Consider the following 666-nt stretch of genomic DNA (forward strand, 5'->3'; position numbering starts at 1 on the left):
CGAGACCGAGGCGCGCACCCAAGCGGCCGTCGCGTTGTGCGTGGACACGTCGTTCTCGATGGCGATGGACGGGCGTTGGGTGCCGATGAAGCAGACCGCGCTGGCGCTGCACACCCTGATCGGGTCGCGGTTCCGCGGCGACAGCCTGGAGCTGATCGGCTTCGGCCGGCATGCCGAGACCATGCAGATCGAGCAGCTGACCGCGCTCGATGCGAAGTGGGCCAAGGGCACCAACCTGCACCACGCCCTGCTGCTGGCCAACCGGCACTTCCGCAAGCACCCGAACGCCCAGCCCGTGCTGCTCATCGTGACCGACGGTGAGCCGACCTCGCACCTGGAGTCGAGCGGCGACATCTTCTTCTCCTACCCGCCGCACCCGATGACGATCGCGCTCGCTGTCCGCGAGCTCGACAACGCGCAGCGGCTCGGCGCCCAGACCACGTTCTTCCGGCTGGGCGAGGACCCGGGCCTGGCCCGGTTCATCGACTCGATGGCCCGCCGTGTGGACGGCTCGGTCATCGCGCCGGAGGAGGGCGACCTCGGCGCTGCGGTGGTCGGCTCCTACCTCGGGTCACGCCGGGGCGGACGCTCCGGTGCTGGTCCCGGGAGCTATGGCGACATGTTCGGGTCCCGGGGTTTCTGGGTCTGATCGGCTGAGCGCCTGTG

1 protein-coding gene is annotated in these 666 nt (G+C 70.0%); it reads left to right on the forward strand.

The features are described 5' to 3' along the window. On the forward strand, positions 1 to 649 hold a 649-nt coding region (locus ACOADB_RS16375), incomplete at its 5' end, for a VWA domain-containing protein (protein ID WP_378600691.1). Positions 650 to 666 lie beyond the last annotated feature (17 nt).

Origin of the sequence: Nocardioides sp. CPCC 206348 (assembly GCF_048654705.1) — a bacterium.
Classification (GTDB): Bacteria; Actinomycetota; Actinomycetes; order Propionibacteriales; family Nocardioidaceae; genus Nocardioides.